Origin of the sequence: Hymenobacter persicinus (assembly GCF_004167665.1) — a bacterium.
GTDB lineage: Bacteria > Bacteroidota > Bacteroidia > Cytophagales > Hymenobacteraceae > Hymenobacter > Hymenobacter persicinus.
The window spans coordinates 56,463-69,642 of the sequence record NZ_SEWE01000004.1; the positions used below are offsets into that span (position 1 = coordinate 56,463).

The 13,180-nt window shown below is 64.4% G+C and carries 19 protein-coding genes; 6 read left to right on the forward strand and 13 right to left on the reverse strand.

Features of this window, described 5'->3' with window-relative positions:
• Nucleotides 1–18: 18 nt before the first annotated feature.
• Nucleotides 19–711: a spheroidene monooxygenase gene (locus tag EWM57_RS02875; protein ID WP_242509962.1), complete on the reverse strand. Its 693-nt coding sequence runs from the start codon at nt 709–711 to the stop codon at nt 19–21.
• A 106-nt stretch (nt 712–817) separates the two neighbouring features.
• Nucleotides 818–1,330 carry a pyridoxamine 5'-phosphate oxidase family protein gene (locus EWM57_RS02880; RefSeq protein WP_129919627.1) on the reverse strand — a complete coding sequence of 171 codons (513 nt, stop codon included), beginning with the start codon at nt 1,328–1,330 and terminating at the stop codon, nt 818–820.
• 136 nt (nt 1,331–1,466) lie between these two features.
• Between EWM57_RS02880 and EWM57_RS02885 the strand changes: the two genes are divergently transcribed.
• From EWM57_RS02885 to cysC, 3 genes are all read left to right on the forward strand, one after another.
• Entirely contained in the window at nt 1,467–2,084 is a 618-nt protein-coding gene (locus EWM57_RS02885; RefSeq protein ID WP_129919628.1) for an acyl carrier protein phosphodiesterase, read from the forward strand.
• A gap of 87 nt (nt 2,085–2,171) precedes the next feature.
• Nucleotides 2,172–2,894, forward strand: a complete 723-nt coding sequence (locus EWM57_RS02890) for an aspartyl/asparaginyl beta-hydroxylase domain-containing protein (RefSeq protein WP_129919629.1) — start codon at nt 2,172–2,174, stop codon at nt 2,892–2,894.
• Between the two features lie 15 nt (nt 2,895–2,909).
• A complete protein-coding gene (gene cysC / locus EWM57_RS02895) occupies nt 2,910–3,449 on the forward strand; it encodes an adenylyl-sulfate kinase (RefSeq protein ID WP_129919630.1) in 540 nt (179 codons plus the stop codon).
• Here cysC and EWM57_RS02900 read toward each other — a convergent pair.
• The 5 genes from EWM57_RS02900 to EWM57_RS02920 all read right to left on the reverse strand — a co-directional run bounded on the left by EWM57_RS02900 (nt 3,421) and on the right by EWM57_RS02920 (nt 8,985).
• Nucleotides 3,421–4,419 (reverse strand): sulfotransferase family protein, encoded by a 999-nt coding sequence (locus EWM57_RS02900; RefSeq protein WP_129919631.1) that lies wholly within the window; start codon nt 4,417–4,419, stop codon nt 3,421–3,423. The genes cysC and EWM57_RS02900 overlap by 29 nt on opposite strands.
• A 92-nt stretch (nt 4,420–4,511) precedes the next feature.
• Entirely contained in the window at nt 4,512–5,027 is a 516-nt protein-coding gene (locus EWM57_RS02905) for an FKBP-type peptidyl-prolyl cis-trans isomerase (protein ID WP_129919632.1), read from the reverse strand.
• 270 nt (nt 5,028–5,297) lie between these two features.
• Nucleotides 5,298–7,280: an AAA domain-containing protein gene (locus EWM57_RS02910; protein ID WP_129919633.1), complete on the reverse strand. Its 1,983-nt coding sequence runs from the start codon at nt 7,278–7,280 to the stop codon at nt 5,298–5,300.
• Nucleotides 7,281–7,366: 86 nt separating this feature from the next.
• The gene (locus EWM57_RS02915) at nt 7,367–7,732 is read right to left on the reverse strand and encodes a hypothetical protein (RefSeq protein WP_129919634.1); all 366 of its coding nucleotides are present in this window, start codon (nt 7,730–7,732) and stop codon (nt 7,367–7,369) included.
• A gap of 167 nt (nt 7,733–7,899) precedes the next feature.
• A complete protein-coding gene (locus tag EWM57_RS02920; RefSeq protein WP_129919635.1) occupies nt 7,900–8,985 on the reverse strand; it encodes an energy transducer TonB in 1,086 nt (361 codons plus the stop codon).
• Between the two features lie 115 nt (nt 8,986–9,100).
• Between EWM57_RS02920 and EWM57_RS02925 the strand changes: the two genes are divergently transcribed.
• Nucleotides 9,101–9,448, forward strand: a complete 348-nt coding sequence (locus EWM57_RS02925) for a hypothetical protein (RefSeq protein ID WP_129919636.1) — start codon at nt 9,101–9,103, stop codon at nt 9,446–9,448.
• A gap of 17 nt (nt 9,449–9,465) precedes the next feature.
• Nucleotides 9,466–9,678 carry a hypothetical protein gene (locus EWM57_RS02930; protein WP_129919637.1) on the forward strand — a complete coding sequence of 71 codons (213 nt, stop codon included), beginning with the start codon at nt 9,466–9,468 and terminating at the stop codon, nt 9,676–9,678.
• Here EWM57_RS02930 and EWM57_RS02935 read toward each other — a convergent pair.
• The 6 genes from EWM57_RS02935 to EWM57_RS02960 form a co-directional block, all read right to left on the reverse strand.
• Nucleotides 9,675–10,037 (reverse strand): hypothetical protein, encoded by a 363-nt coding sequence (locus tag EWM57_RS02935; protein ID WP_129919638.1) that lies wholly within the window; start codon nt 10,035–10,037, stop codon nt 9,675–9,677. The two genes, EWM57_RS02930 and EWM57_RS02935, sit on opposite strands and share 4 nt — an antisense overlap.
• A gap of 147 nt (nt 10,038–10,184) precedes the next feature.
• Nucleotides 10,185–10,556, reverse strand: coding sequence for a hypothetical protein (locus tag EWM57_RS02940; protein WP_129919639.1), 372 nt, complete (start codon nt 10,554–10,556; stop codon nt 10,185–10,187).
• 53 nt (nt 10,557–10,609) lie between these two features.
• Nucleotides 10,610–10,981, reverse strand: a complete 372-nt coding sequence (locus EWM57_RS02945; protein WP_129919640.1) for a VOC family protein — start codon at nt 10,979–10,981, stop codon at nt 10,610–10,612.
• 62 nt (nt 10,982–11,043) lie between these two features.
• A complete protein-coding gene (locus tag EWM57_RS02950) occupies nt 11,044–11,520 on the reverse strand; it encodes a cupin domain-containing protein (RefSeq protein ID WP_129919641.1) in 477 nt (158 codons plus the stop codon).
• A 63-nt stretch (nt 11,521–11,583) separates the two neighbouring features.
• On the reverse strand, nt 11,584–11,934 hold the full coding sequence (locus EWM57_RS02955) for a hypothetical protein (RefSeq protein ID WP_129919642.1): 351 nt from the start codon (nt 11,932–11,934) through the stop codon (nt 11,584–11,586).
• A 51-nt stretch (nt 11,935–11,985) separates the two neighbouring features.
• Complete coding sequence (locus EWM57_RS02960; protein WP_129919643.1) at nt 11,986–12,567, reverse strand: hypothetical protein; 582 nt, start codon at nt 12,565–12,567, stop codon at nt 11,986–11,988.
• Between the two features lie 102 nt (nt 12,568–12,669).
• Between EWM57_RS02960 and EWM57_RS02965 the strand changes: the two genes are divergently transcribed.
• Nucleotides 12,670–13,176 carry a hypothetical protein gene (locus EWM57_RS02965; RefSeq protein ID WP_129919644.1) on the forward strand — a complete coding sequence of 169 codons (507 nt, stop codon included), beginning with the start codon at nt 12,670–12,672 and terminating at the stop codon, nt 13,174–13,176.
• Nucleotides 13,177–13,180 lie beyond the last annotated feature (4 nt).

Here is a 13,180-nt window from a genome sequence, read left to right on the forward strand (position 1 = left end):
TTAGCGCCGCCGGCTGGGCTAGATCAGGCCGGCCAGCGGGTCTTGGCCATCCAGGGTGCCGCGGCTGCTGAGAACCCGGAAACGGGCAAAAAGCTCCTCGCTGTACCACTGTTCCTGACGGGTGCGCTGGATGACGCCCTTGTGGGCGGCCCCGCGGTAGGCGTACTGCTGCATGCTGGCCGCCGACTTCCACACGCTGAACGTCGCTTGGCGCACAATCGGAATTTCGCCCAGCCCGATGGCAGCCCGCACGCCCTCCGCTTGGGCAAAGGCGGTGCTGGTGGCCGGCACGGCCCGCCAGAACTGCGGGGCTTTCCAGAGCTTGATGGAGGCCCGGGTCAGGACGGCCACTGGGCCGTCGGCGGGGGCGGGCTCGGTCAGGTAGTCGAACGGGTTCTGCCCGTCCCAGCGGCCATGAGCTTTGAGCGGAGCCAGGTGCAGGGTCCAGGTTTCGCGGCAGTGCGCCTGGTAGGCGTGCCAGAGCGGGTGGGCGGCAAAGAAGGCTTCGGCGGCGGCCGGCGTTTCCCACACGGCCAGCAGGGCGTAGCGTTGGAAGTTGGGCCGCAGGCCGAAATCGTAGCCGCTACCCAGCATCTTGAAAAAGCGCAGGCCGGGCACGCGCGCCAGCTGCCGCGGCGCGGTGCCCATGCGGGCCAGGCCCCAGCGGGTGGTGCCGGGCAGCAGGGTAAACAGGGTGAGGGTCGTGAGCAAGGAGGGCAACGAAAGCAAGGAACCGCGCCGGCGGGGGGCGGCCCGGCAAAACAACAAAAAAGGGCCGGAATTGCTTCCGGCCCTTGGGCTTGCAAACGTACGGCGCCTACTTCACGTTGACTTTGGCGTGCTCGTTCACGTCGTCGGAAGTGGCCCGCTCACCGGTGGCCAGGGCTTTCACGTAGGCCGCGGCCTGGGTCAGCATGCTGCTGGGCGTGTCCCAGTACTCACCCTTGTCGATTTCCACCTTCAGGATGTAGATGTTCGGGTCGTCCTTGCCCTTGGCAAACCAGGCGCGCATGGGCTCACTCCAGAGCTTGTCAATTTCGGCCTGGTCGCGGTAGGCGTTGGCGCGGCCCGACACCGACACGTACACGTTGTCTTCGGGCTTGCCGTAGCTCAGGTTCACGTGGCTGTCCTTCTTGACTTCGTACACCTTGGCCGAGTCTTTATCAGTGAGGAAAACCAGGGCGCTGCTGCCGTCGGGCTTCTGGGTGTACATGGGGCGGCTGCGCAGGCTGCCGTCCTCGTCCTGGGTGGTGAGCATGGCAATGCGCACGTCCTTGATTTTATCGAGCAGCTTGGACAGGTCGTTGGTGACGGGGGATTTATCGGACATGATGGGGGTGTTTGGAAGGAACGAAGAAAGAACAGAGGCCACCAAAGGGGCCGGTTAGCAATACGGCTCCGCGCCCCGTCGGGTTAAGCTTAACTATTAGGCGGCCGCGCCGGTTTACCCGTACTTGCTGCTACCCATGAACTTTCTCGCCCACCTGCTGCTCTCCGGCTCTCCGCTGTCCACGCCCGCCTACGAGGATATCGTGGTCGGCAACTTTGCCGCCGAAGCCGTGCGGGGCCGGGCTGCCCTGGAGGCTTACCCGGCCGCCGTGCAGCGCGGTATCCGCCTGCACCGCTTCATCGATTCGTTTACCGATGCCCACCCCGTGGTGCGCCGCAGCACGGCCCGCCTGCGCGAAGCCGGTCTGGGCAAGTGGGCCGGCGTGGTGGCCGACGTGGGCTACGACCACCTGCTGGCCCGCAGCTTCGCCGAGTTTCACCCCGCCGAGCCGTTGCCCGCCTTCGCCCAGCGCCAGTACGAGCTGCTGCAGGCCCGCCGCCAAGAGCTGCCCGAGCGCCTGCAGCACATGTTCAGCTACATGCGCCGCGACGACTGGCTCAGTGGCTACGCCCGGCCGGAAGGGCTGGAGCGCGCCCTGCTGGGCCTGAGTCGCCGCGTGCCCACGGGCGCGGTGCTGGCCACTGGGGCCGGGGCGTTTCTGGCCGCCGCCGAGGACTTCGACGCGGATTTCCGGGAATTTTGGCCGGCGCTGCGGGCGGGAGTGGCGGCGGAATTAGCTATGTTCGTGCCCTGAGCCCCAGCGCGGCGGCGCCCGACCGGTTGGGCCACCGCGCCGGGGCTGTTCTTCCAGTCGTCAGGCAGCAACTTCCAGGCAGCAGCAGTGATAAAGTACATCCGGTTCGACCAGCAGTTTGACGCCGCCCGGCTGCAGCAGGAGCTGACCCAGCTGGAGGCCGCCCAGTGGTACGACCACTACAACCGCCAGGGCTACGAAGGCAGCTGGAGCACCCTGCAGCTGCGCGCCCCCCACGGCCGGCCCGACAACAACGTCGCGGCCTTTGCTGGGACTTCCGCCCCCAGCCTGACCTACCAGGATACGCCCCTGCTGGCCCAGTGCCCCTACATCCGGGAGGTGCTGGACTTCTTTCGGATAGAGAAAACCTCCGTGCGGCTGATGAAGCTGGAGGCCGGCGCCGTCATCAAGCCCCACCACGACCACGACCTGAACTTCGAGCAGGGCGAGGTGCGCCTGCACGTGCCGGTGACGACGAACCCGCAGCTGAAATTCTACCTCGAGCAGGAGCGGCTGGTGATGCAGGAGGGCTCTTGCTGGTATCTCAACCTGGCCCGGCAGCACAGCGTGCGAAACGACGGCCCCACCGACCGGGTCCACCTGGTTATCGACGGCTTGGTCAACGACTGGCTGCGGCAGTACATCCACGACCCGCGGCACCACACCGTAACCATGCCCGATCCGTCGCCCAATGCCCGGTTCAGCCCCGCCGACCAGCTCCGGATGATTGACCAGCTGCGGCAGCTGGGCACCGCCACGGCAGATAAGCTGGCCGACGAAATGCAGGCCGCCTTGCCGCCGGCCATCTAAGCCAACCGTACCCCCATGTCTATTCTTATGCTGACCGGCCTATCGGGAGCCGGAAAATCAACGCTGGCCCGGGCCCTGCAAGGCAGGCTGGAGCAGGCCGGGCACCGGGTGGCCCTGGTCGACGGCGACCAGTTTCGCCTCACCCTCAGCCGGGACCTGGGCTTCTCGGAGACCGACCGGCGGGAAAACATCCGTCGGCTGATGGCGGTGGCCGCCGAGAAAAAGCGGGCGGGCTTCCTCGTGCTGGTGGCCGCCATCAACCCCTTCGACGACCAGCGCCGCCAGCTGGCCGCAACCTTGGGGGCCTTGACGGTTTACGTGGCCTGCCCACTGCCCGTGCTGGTGGCCCGCGACACGAAAGGCCTGTACCGGCGCGCCCTGCTGCCCGACACCCACCCGGAGAAGCTCCACAACCTAACCGGCGTGAATGACCGCTACGACGTGCCCCCGCACCCCGACTTTACCGTGGACACGGCCACGACGCCGGTGGAAACGGCGGCGGAGCGTCTGTATGAGTTTGTGGTAGCTACTCTGCGAGGGCTGCCCGCTGCCTGAGCGCCTCCAGCTGGTTGTATAAAGCCATGGTGGGAGCCAGAAAAGCGGGGGACTCTTCCTGGTTGTCGGCCTCCTGAAACGCCTGGCCGGGGTATTTGGCGTGAAATCCGGCCCGCTCCGCCACCTGGCGGGCGTAGTGGTCAGGGAAGGGAATGCCGGTGGCCGCCACGATTTTTCGCAACCCGGCCTCCGCGCCCTCGCTGTAGTTGAGCAGGATGCTGTGTGGGTCGGAGCCGACCACGGTGAGCATCTTCTTCAGGTAGCTGTGCAGCACGTTGGCCATGTGCCGGTCGAGGTCGTACTCGGCGGCCTGCTCGGGGCCAAACCCAAACAGGGCCGGCTCCAGCATCCCGGGCACTGCCTGCACGCTCCGGCGCCGCTGCTGCGACTGAAGCACCTCCCAGGGGTTGCGGTACAGCAGCACGAAAGGCACCGTTGGGTAAAGCTGCCGCAGCTGCTCGTAGAAATGCAGGTGCCAGCTGTCGGCCTTCACGAACACGTGCTCCGGGATGTGCGGGGCACTGCCCGCGTAAAGCTGCAAGGCGGCGTGAAACAGGCGGCCCGCAGCCGCCGGGGTTACCGCCGGGCAGCTCAACGGCAGACGCAGCAGCTCGTCAAAAAATGGCACTTCCGACAGCACCAGGTGCTGGGGCTGTAAGGCCAGCAGCTGGGAAAACAGCGTGGAGCCGCAGCGGGAAACGTGGAAAATAATGGCCGTGGGCGCGCGGCCGGGACCGCCGCGGGCCGCCCACTCCGGCAGCAGGTCGACGTGGGCCGCCCCTTTAAACGGCTGCTGATTGACCGGGGCCGCCCGCAGCCGGGTCAGCGTCTGGTCGAAAAAGGGCTCGGTGAAGGTATCCGCCGTATTGGTCAGCCACTCGCAGAGGAGGGGATTGGCTTTTTGCAGCCGGTAGGGAAACTGCTGGCCCAGAGAAGCAGCGGCCGGGGTGGAAGGAGGGGTAGTGCTCACCGTGCAAGTATAGCCAAGGCGGCAGACTTCCCGACAACAAAAAACGGGGCCGTAGGGCCCCGTTTTTATTAGCTGCCGTAAATGGCTAAGCCTTAGTGGTGATGGCCGCCTTCGCCGTGCACGTGGCCGTGGTCCAGCTCTTCCTTGGTGGCTTCGCGCACGTCGGCTACTTTGCCGTCGAAGTGCATAACCATGCCGGCCAGGGGGTGGTTGAAGTCCATCTTGACGCTGTCGGTGCCAATTTCAACTACTTTACCCTGCATGTGGTTGCCCTGGTTGTCGGCCATGGGCAGGAAGTTGCCTTCCTGGAGCATTTCCTCGTCAAGCTGGCCGTCGACCTTGAATACATCCTTCGGAATCTCAACGACAGCCTGCTGGTCGTATTCGCCGTAGGCTTGCTCGGGGGTGAGGGAAAAGGCGAAGGCGTCGCCGGCGGCTTTGCCATCGAGCTGACGCTCAAATTCTTCGGGAAGGCCGCTCTGGCCAAACAGGAACACCATCGGCGCGTCGGCCTCGGCCGACTCGACGAGGACATTTTCCTGGTTTTCGTCGGTCACGCTCAAATCGTAGGTGATGGTGACGACTTTATTGGGGCTGATCTGGGCCATAATCGGGGTGGATTAGGTATCCGGGTTGGGTGAAAAAACAGTTTAGGGCGGCTAGTTACGCAAAAAGGTCAGCAAACCCGTTTGGTTCCAGCTACGTGGTAAGTACATACCGGAAGCCGCGGACCAAGGTTGTGAGCCGGCTCCACCACGCGCCGTCGAAGGCTGGCCCTGTCTTTCGGCCGGCGCTAGGGAGTGAAGTTTTGGCCAGAAACTGAAAGCCCCAGCGGCCGGGGCTGCCAGGGCTTTTTTGTAGAAACTTAGTGTTTGTGTCTACTGCAGCTCCCAGGCCGTGCGGTAGGCCCCAATGCTTTCCACGTAGTCCAGAAAGGCCTTATAGAAGGGGTGGGAGCCCAGGGTGCTGGAGTCGCCGACGATGAGCAGCTTTTTGCGGGCCCGGGTCATGCCCACGTTCATGCGGCGGATGTCGGAGAGGAACCCGATTTCAGCCTGGGCATTGGAGCGGGTCAGGCTGATGGCAATGATGTCGCGCTCCTGCCCCTGAAACGAGTCGACGGTGCCGATGCTGAGCATGCGGTGCTCCAGGAGGCCCATGAGCTCGTCGTTGTCTTCCACCGCATCCTTGAGGTAGTTGATCTGGGCCCGGTAGGGGGCAATGACGCCGATGGTGAGCAAGTCTTCCTCGTGGTCGGCGGGGTCATACACTTCCAGCAGCTGCGAGAGGCGCTTGAGCAGCAGGTCGGCTTCCTCGGGGTTGGCAATCGAGCGGCTTTCCTCGATGCCCAGTTCCTGAAAGCCGAAGCCGGCCGTGTCGAGAAACTCCACCGGCAGGTCGGGGGCAAAGCGCAGGTCGTAGGCGGGCAAATCGGCGTGGGCTACGGTGGGCGCGGCTTTGAGGCGGCCGTCGTAGAATTGCTCGGAGCTAAATTCCATGATCTGCTCGTGCATGCGGTACTGCACCTCCAGCATCCGGGCCGCGTCGGGCTGGCGGTGAATGCACTTCTCAAACAGGGTTTCGCGCAGTCCGTCGCGGGCAGCCTTTTCGCTTTTCACCGTGGGCGGCAGCTGCTGATGGTCGCCGGCCAGCACCACCCGGCCCGCCTTGGTAATCGGAATCCAGCAGCCCGGCTCCAGGGCTTGGGCCGCCTCGTCGATAAACACGGTTTCGTAGGTCAGGTGGCGGATGGCCCGGTTGGAGGCGCCCACCAGCGTGCAGGTTATCACCTGCACCTTGTCGAGCAAATCCTCGGTGATGTAGCGCTCCAGATTGTCGGAATCCTGGAGCAGCAAATGGGCTTGCTCCTTGAGCAGGCGGCGCTGCTCGCGTTCCTCCCAGCCGTAGTGGCGCTTGAACTTGCCGGCCTGCTCCCGGTACTGCTCGGCGGTCTGGCGCATGGCGCGCAACTCCCCGTAGCTCTTGTGCTCCATGATCTGGGCGTCGAGGGTGTGGTGGAGTAGCAAATCCGACACGCGGGAGGGGTTGCCCATGCGAATCACGTTCACGCCCCGCTCGGCCAGCTTTTCGGTGAGCAGGTCTACGGCCGTATTCGAGGGCGCGCACACCAGCACCCGCCGTTCACGCCGGATGGTTTCCAGGATGGCCTGGACTAGCGTCGTGGTTTTGCCGGTGCCGGGCGGGCCGTGGATGATGGCCACGTCCTTGGCCGCCAGCACGTGGCGCACGGCCGCCAGCTGGCTTTCATTCAGGGGCGAAGGGTAGTAGAGGGTGGATTCCGACTCGTCGCGGTAGCGGGCGGGCTTGGCGCCCAGCAGCACGTCGCGCAGCTCGGCCAGGCGGGTTTCGTAGGCGCCCATCACCTTGCCCAGGGCAAACTCCATCTCCCGGTAGCTGACCTCGTCGAAGGTCAGGTCCACGCCCAGCTTGCCGTCGTCAATCCAGTCGGGCAAATCTTCCTTGGTGGTGGCCAGCAGAATCTTGTTGCGCTTGACGCTGGTAATGACTCCGCTGAGCGTGGGCCGGTCGGTGGCGGCGCGGCCGGGAATGTTGCCGAAGAGGGCGGCGTTTTTGCCCACCTGAAACAGGTGCAGGCCGGTTTGGGCGGCGGGCCGCTCAATTTCGAGCACCAGCTTGCCGCCGAAGCCAATTTCCTCCTTGGTGATTTTGACCGGGTACCAGGTCAGGCCGCGCTTCTGCCGCTCGCCGATGGTAGCCTGGGCACTCTTGATTTTAAACTGTTCGAGGTCCTCCTGCTGCTCGAGCTTCAGGAGGGCCTGGACCTTGCGCAGCTCTTTTTCCAGGGCGTACGGGTCGGTATAGGTAGGTTGTTCAGACAAAAGGGAAGGCTGTTTATGAGTCCGTGATAACAACGGAAACGGCAAAATGGTGGCCGAAGGTCGGGCAGAAAATCGGAAGGAGCAGTTTAAAGCCGGTTCATGCCGGTGGAGCGGCTCAGGTAGGATTCCAATTCAGCCATGTCACGGAAAATAGGGCAAGCAACGTCTATAAACTCCTGCAAAGCTGATTCACTGTCTAGATGCATATCTAGGAGAAACCCTTCTTCGTCGAAATCCATGTGGTCAACTAAATCATCGGTATTGAAATCAATCAGCAGAAATGTCACCTCAACCAGAGAGAAGTCGTCTCCAGCTGAAGAATACTTTTGGAACAGGGCTTTGTACGTCGCTAGCTCGGGGGGTGAGAAGTCAGCAAAGACTTGATACATCTGCTCGGGCGAACCATGCTGCGCACCATTTATGAACCTGACCTCAAAAGGAAAGCTGTCCATATCTCTTGATTTGGAAAAAGGTCAGTGTATATGCAAAAAAGAACGTCATGCTGAGCCCCGCGAAGCATCTCTACTGCAATGGTAATTACTACGCAACGAAGCGGTAGAGATGCTTCGGCTTCGCGTTGCTTCGCTCAGCATGACACGCCAAATACCAAATACCAAGTCTACTTCCCCGCCTTTATCTTCCCCCGGTGCTGCCGCAAGGCTTCCCGAACCTCGGTGGCGGTGGCCAACTCGTCGAGGTAGGGGCGGGGCGTGGGGTCTTGCTCGTAGCGGGGGACGATGGAAGCGTCCGTGAAACGGTACTGGAAGATGGTGGTGGCGTAGTGCGCGGCGCGGCCGGTTAGGCGGGTGCCGTCGTCGGCGGTAAACTCCTCGCGCAGGCTGCACTCACTCAGCGTGAGCAGCTCCTTTTGCCCGTCCTGATTTACGTCGGTGAAGAACAGGGCAGCCAGGGTGGTTACATCGCCGAGGGAGCCCAGGGACAGCACCTGCACGTTGTAGGTGTCGGCCTTGATGGGGTCGAGCACGAACAGGTCGCTGCCGTACTCATTCCCTTCGCGGCCCGGCACCGAGAAGAACAGCTGCTGCCCGAACGGGCCCGGAATCCAGCCGTAGACGAGCAGGTCGCCCGAAGCCGGGTACGAAAGCGGGAGGACGCGGGCCAGAAACTCGTCGGCGGCCTCCAGGGGTTGGCGACGGGCAATTCCGGCGCGCAGGGTCCGGGCTTCGAGGCGGCGGGCGGTAGAATCGGGTATGGCGGGACGCGGGGCGGGCGGCACCAGCCGGGTGGGCGAGGCCGGCCCGAGCAGGCGCAGAGGCACGTCGTGATATGCTACCCGCACGGGCTGGCCGTGGTGGCGGCCGGGCACGAAGGCCGGCAGTGCCCGGATAGCCGCCAGCAGCGGGGCATCAATATAATCCAGGATGCCGTGAACCATAACCAGGTTCTCGATTTTGCCGGTTTTGCCCACCACAAACTGCACGAACACGCGGCTTTGCTCCGTCACGCCAATGTCTTTGGGCAGGGTCAGGCGATGCTGCACGGCCGCTTCCAGCGCCGTAATAATGTCGCCACCGCCGACCAGCCGGGGGACTTGCTCCACGGTCGTGGGGGTATACACCGGCTCCGGCGCGTGGCGGTGCGCGGCGGTCTGCCCCTGGGCTGCGGGCAGAAAAGAGGCCGGGCCGGGAATACCCAGCAACAAGAGTAGAACCAGCCCAAGCGGGCAAAGCAGAGAAGCACGCATACGCACGGGGTAACGGACTGCAAGTAACGACTGGCCCACCAGCGGACCAAGCCGGGAGGCCGACGGAGTCGGCCTTGCACAATCGCCAGCAGCGGCGTCGGCCGCTGACAAGGCTGTGTACCTGCGGGTAAAGGCCGACTGGGTTCAGCCTAACCTGCGGGCCTACTTGCGGCAGCCGGGCGCCTCCACTGGGTTTATCGGGCTGAATCTGCCCGCCGGGCAGAACCCTGCGCTGGTGGAGGTAGGCAGCGCCAAGTCGGCCTTTGGGGCCGGCCAGGAGGTGCGCTTTGGCATCTTTACCAATGACTTGCCGGTGAAAGGCCCGGGCTCCGTCGTTGCGGAACTGGTCCGGGCGGGCGTGGTCATTGCCGGGCCGGTAACCCGGGATAATACAAATCCGCCCAGGTATGACCAGGGCAGCCAGAGTGCCGAAAGCAACATGACGGTCACGCTGCCCCAGTAACAGGACGCACCGCTCTGATGGCAGCCTTGGTGCGCCCCGGACCCCGGCCGGGCGGCCTGCTTCTTTCCGCGGCCCTGGCTGGTAGCCATCCGCAGCTGTCCGTGCTCATCGGGGCCAGCAAGCCCAACCAACTCACCGACTCCCTGTTCTGCCTCGACAACCTGCCGTTCAGCGAGGAGGAACTCGGCCGGATCGAGCAAAACCTGGGCGCGCCGGAAGTGGCGGGCTAGCGGGGCTGCACGGCCAGGCAGGAAAGTGTGGCGGAAAAGTCGGCGGGGGCGCCGTTGGTCACCGGCCCCGTCGAACCGTAGCCGATGTACACTACCTGCCCGCTTTGCTGCCGGGGCTGGTAGGCGTCCCAGGCGGCGCCCCGGGGTTGCAGGCGGGTGCCATCGGCCAGCTCCAGAGTGGTATGCTGGGTGGGGCACTGCGCCGTCAGGCCCGCGCACAGGCGCACGGTGGCCGGCGTGCCGCAAGCCGTTTCGGTGGGCTCAACGGGCGCCTTGTCGACGCAGCCGGCCAGCAGGAGCAGGCTCGTGAGCAGGGCCGGGCCGGCCGCCCGCCCCGAGGAGGTGAACACAAGTTGCATAGGTAGGCAGTAGAGCAGGAACGGAAAAGCACGGGGCGCTGGTCCGGCGAAGGGCCAACCGGAGAAGGAGGCTCGGGCGCTGCTCAAGGTTGCAGAGCCGACGCAGAACAGCCACAAAAAAACGCGCCGGAGGCTGCCCCGGGGTTCCTACTCGAAAAAGTCGCTCGGGTCGGCCTGGCAGAAATACTGGTTCAAGCGGCCCAGGTCGGCGAAGATAGGCTGCACCCGGCGCAGAAACTCGCGCACGGTGTCGGCCGAGTCGGCGTAGTAGATGAGATGGGCGGGGGTGGAAAAGCCCTGCAGGTGGTCGAGCAGGGCCGGGGCGTCCTCCTCCAGAATGGTGCTGATGTGCTCCTGCCACGAGAGTCCGCCGCCCCCGAACCCGTATTTCTCAAACAGGTAGAAGTAGCCCTCCAGCGCCGGGTCGGCTTCCACGTTGGCCGTAATGCCGAACTGCGCATCGTCGACCCGCAGGTGCTCGGGTAGGGCGACAATCTGAAAGGGAAAGGTGTTTTCCATGGGTGGGGCGGGGCAAACGGTAAAGGTACGCCGCCGGTACTGCCCGGACCCGGCTACGGGGTGCGGAACTCCCCGATGTGCCACAGGATTCCCGCCGGATCGTGCACGAAGCCTTCTTTGCCCCAGGCTTCCTCCCGGATGGCGCTGACTTTCACGCCGGGGTAGCGGCCGGGCAGGTCCCGGGCCTGCAGGGCCGTCCAGTAGGCCTCCACGTCGCCGACTTCCAGAAAGAGCATGGTGTTGTCGACCCAGTCGGGTACGTAGGCATCCTGCAGGTAAAAGCCGAACCCCTGGGTGCTGAAGTACGACAGCCGGGGCGCCAGCACGCTTTCGGTAAAGCCAAAATCGTGGTAGAAACGGCGCGACAGGGCGAAATCTTTGGCGCCCACGAAGGGCCGGAGGGAAAGGATGCGCTGCTGCTCCATGGCCGGAAAAAGGAGAGGAAGAAATCGGAGGTTGAAGTCCGGGTTACCAGAACCCGCCGGGTTTAGGTGAACTGCTCGATAAGCGCGGCCAGATGGGGAAACTCCGCCGTCAGCGTTGCGCGTTGGGCCAGCTCAAAATCGGCGAAATCGAAGCCCGGGGCCACCGTGCAGCTGACCAAGGCAAAGCCCGCCGGGTGGCGGAGGCGGGCGGCAAACCAGGCGTGGGCCGGAATCACGGCCTGCGGAACTTCCCCGCGGCTAAAGTCGCTGCCCAGCAGAATGGTGGTGGGCTCCGGGCCGTCGAGCACCACAATTTCCAGGGTCTGGCCCTGGTGAAAAAACCACAGCTCGTCGGACTTGATGCGGTGAAAATGGGACTTATCCTCGTTTTCGAGCAGGTAATAAATGGCCGTACTCACGCTGCGGGGCTGGCCCTCGGCCGTGCGGAGGCCGGCGGCGGAGCGGTAGGTTTCCCGGTAGTAGCCGCCCTCGGGGTGGGGCAGCAGGCGTAGGTGATGGATGATGTCGGGGGCAGTCATGGGGCAAAGAACGGCACTGGAAGCGGAAAAATATCGGCGCCGCCTGGGCGCTCCGGCAGCGCCTCAGGTTGCAAACTTTTTGCCGCAGCACGCGCACCGCTGCAGCGTGGTGCCGGCGTAGTACAGGCGCTGCCACCAGGCCGGCCGCGCCAGTGGCGTCGTGGCCGTACTGCCGCAGCGGGGGCAGCGCACCACTTCCAAGGTGGCCCGACGTTCCTCAAAGTCCTCGACCAGGGGCCGGGCGGCGGGCACCTGGGCTTCCTCGATGAGCAGCTGGTACCAGATTCCGTCGCCGAAGGGAAAGGAGGGCGGCCCGCAGGTTTTGACCAAGGAGCTGATGTCGGCGTCCAGCAGCTCATTGTACAGGCGCACGGCCTCCGCGTAGGTCAGGTACTGGGCGGCGGCAACGAGCATGGCGGGCAAAAAAACGGTGGAAACGCCGGGCCGCACGACCCGGCGGCGGGCCTAGCGCCGGCCGCGGGCGGGCCGCAGCTTGCCGCGCAGCTTGTAAATATACCACAGCAGCGCGGCGCTCAGCACGGCCAGCCCCACGGCCAGCAGCTCGCGGGTGGTGCGGGCCTGGCTGGCTTCCTCGGCCGTGGCTTGGTACTCGCGCAGCTTGGCCTCGCGCTGCCGGTCGCGCTCCTGCAGGTTCTGAATCTGGTTTTGCAGGTCGTAAAACCGCTCCCGGGTCATCGACTGGTCGCCCTTGGCCACCGTCACCTGGCGCTCGGCCTGGGTTTTCTCGGCCACGATGCTGGCCGTGCGGCGGATAGATGTTTCCTTCAGGGCCTGGACAATCTCGGTGTCCTTGCGAATGATGGCCTTGAGCACGTCCACGACTTCCTGCAGGTCTTTCTTGCTGGGCTTGTTGCCAAACAAGCTGTTGCGCTGGGCGTTGGCCGCCTCGTAGGCCGCCACCATGCGGCCGCGCTCCTGAATCAGCGGGGCCAGCGGGTCGGGCTGGGCGGGGGCCGCGGCAGGCGTCTGGGCGCGGGCAGTAAGGGCTAAAAAGAGCAGCAGAACGGGGAAAAAGCGGTGCGTCATAGTGGCAAAGGAACGACGAACCCCGGCCTTAGGATACATTCCAGCGCAAAGTTCCGGGGCGGAGCTGCCCCAGCAGTTGGCTTTTTTTAGTATCTCGAAGGCATGAAGCACTATCTATACCTACTGTATCTATCCGCGGGCCTGGCCATGACTGCCTGCGCCACCTCCAAAACGGCCGGCCGCGGCAGCCGCACCACTACGGATGCGGCGCCCCGCATTACCGGCTCCAACAATATTCCCCAGAGCTACTATGACAATGCCCGCCGGACCGTGGAGCCGTTTCGCGTGGCCGACGTCAGTACCGATGCTACCTACGGCGTAACGCAGAAAAACCCGGTGTGCGTGGGTGGGGCCACTACCGATGGCGTCCGCAATCAGCAGCGCTACCTCAACGCGCTGCGGGGCCCCCAGGGCGAGGAAATCAGCTACCGCCGCCGGGGCAGCTGCTGTCCGTTTAAAACGCCCAACGGGTTGATTGAGGGAATGGGAATGCTGGACGCCTACGAAATCACCTGGGCCGGCAACGACAAGCCCGTGCTGCTGTACCTGAACTTCTACGACGAAGGGCCTCTGCACGCGCCGGTGGGCCTGACCTTGGCTCAGCCCTAGCCCG

Coding starts and splice junctions, on each gene's coding strand:
- EWM57_RS02915 (WP_129919634.1), bottom strand. CDS start 7,732: ATGGACAGCTTTCCTTTTGAGGTCAGGTTCATAAATGGTGCGCAGCAT.
- EWM57_RS02955 (WP_129919642.1), bottom strand. CDS start 11,934: ATGCTCGTTGCCGCCGCCCAGTACCTGACCTACGCGGAGGCCGTGCGC.
- EWM57_RS02960 (WP_129919643.1), bottom strand. CDS start 12,567: ATGACGCACCGCTTTTTCCCCGTTCTGCTGCTCTTTTTAGCCCTTACT.
- EWM57_RS02905 (WP_129919632.1), bottom strand. CDS start 5,027: ATGGCCCAGATCAGCCCCAATAAAGTCGTCACCATCACCTACGATTTG.
- EWM57_RS02920 (WP_129919635.1), bottom strand. CDS start 8,985: ATGCGTGCTTCTCTGCTTTGCCCGCTTGGGCTGGTTCTACTCTTGTTG.
- EWM57_RS02940 (WP_129919639.1), bottom strand. CDS start 10,556: ATGGAAAACACCTTTCCCTTTCAGATTGTCGCCCTACCCGAGCACCTG.
- cysC (WP_129919630.1), top strand. CDS start 2,910: ATGTCTATTCTTATGCTGACCGGCCTATCGGGAGCCGGAAAATCAACG.
- EWM57_RS02945 (WP_129919640.1), bottom strand. CDS start 10,981: ATGGAGCAGCAGCGCATCCTTTCCCTCCGGCCCTTCGTGGGCGCCAAA.
- EWM57_RS02880 (WP_129919627.1), bottom strand. CDS start 1,330: ATGTCCGATAAATCCCCCGTCACCAACGACCTGTCCAAGCTGCTCGAT.
- EWM57_RS02965 (WP_129919644.1), top strand. CDS start 12,670: ATGAAGCACTATCTATACCTACTGTATCTATCCGCGGGCCTGGCCATG.
- EWM57_RS02885 (WP_129919628.1), top strand. CDS start 1,467: ATGAACTTTCTCGCCCACCTGCTGCTCTCCGGCTCTCCGCTGTCCACG.
- EWM57_RS02950 (WP_129919641.1), bottom strand. CDS start 11,520: ATGACTGCCCCCGACATCATCCATCACCTACGCCTGCTGCCCCACCCC.
- EWM57_RS02930 (WP_129919637.1), top strand. CDS start 9,466: ATGGCAGCCTTGGTGCGCCCCGGACCCCGGCCGGGCGGCCTGCTTCTT.
- EWM57_RS02935 (WP_129919638.1), bottom strand. CDS start 10,037: ATGCAACTTGTGTTCACCTCCTCGGGGCGGGCGGCCGGCCCGGCCCTG.